Raw genomic sequence first — 1,101 nt, 5'->3', positions numbered from 1 at the left:
GTGCGTTGCCCACATGCCTGGTCCATCACCGCTGGACGGCAGCAAAACGCTTCAGGCCTTGTGCCGACTGCCCTCTGGCAGCCGAGAACGTCGAGCTTCGTCAACAAGCCCGCTACTGGGAGAGCATGTTCAAGCGGGCGCGGGAAAGAGAGAAGCGACTCCAGGAGGAAAGCGAGCAGCAGAAGGCACGGATCAAGGAGCTCGAACGGCAGCTCTTCGGTCGCAAGTCGGAGAAGGGCCGCTCGCGTCCTCGGGGCGCGTCCGGGTCGGGTAAAGCGCAAGGCAAACGAGGCCAGAGGCCGGGCCAACCCGGCCCCGGCCGTCGCGATACTTCGCAGCTACCGGTCAAAGAGGAGATTTGTGAGCTCTCTGAGCAGGAATGCCAATGTCCCCAGTGCGGTCTACCGTATGAAGCCGACGCGTCTCTGGGCACCGAGGACTCCGTGCTGATTGAGATCGAGGTTAAGGCCCACAAACGTCGGATCCGGCGCAAGCGTTACCGACCGAAGTGCCAGTGTCCCTTGCCGAGGATCATCACGGCTCCGGGGCCGCCCAAGCTGATTCCCAAGGGCCGTTACGGGACCTCCTTGTGGGTGCAGATCCTGCTCGACAAGTATTGCTTCCTGCGTCCGACCAACCGTTTGCTGGAGGATCTGCGCACGTACGGGGTCGACCTGTCGCCGGGCACGGTCACTGGAGGTCTCAAGAAGCTGTCTCCTGTTTTCGAGCCGATCATGGACGAGATCATCGTCAAGAATCTCGAAGAGAGGCAATGGAATGCCGACGAGACCGGCTGGCGGATGTTTGTCTCGGTTCCAGAGCTGACGCGCCGACTCGAAAATGGCGAGCTGCCGCCCGGTTGTGAGGCTTCCGATCTCAAAGCCGACGGCAAGTGGAAGTTGTGGCTCTTCCAATCTCGTTCGGCAGCGGTCTTCCGGCTCGATCCAACGCGCAAGGCGCGGGTCCCCGAAGGGTACTTCCACAACGTCGAAGGCGGGATTCTGATCGTCGATCGCTATATTGCCTACAAAGTGATGGTGCAGGTCAAGGATGGCCGGATTGTGCTGGCGTTTTGCTGGTCGCACATGCGCCGGGACTTCC

The 1,101-nt window shown here is 61.2% G+C and carries 1 protein-coding gene; it reads left to right on the top strand.

The features are described from left to right. Window positions 1-1,101, top strand: a 1,101-nt coding sequence (locus tag GY769_18760; GenBank protein ID MCP4203964.1) for a transposase, incomplete at both ends; no start/stop codon positions are given.

It is taken from the genome of bacterium, assembly GCA_024224155.1.
Lineage (GTDB): Bacteria > Acidobacteriota > Thermoanaerobaculia > Multivoradales > JAHEKO01 > CALZIK01.
Note: the sequence above shows the minus strand (reverse complement) of the source record. Positions and strands in the feature narration are given on the sequence as shown.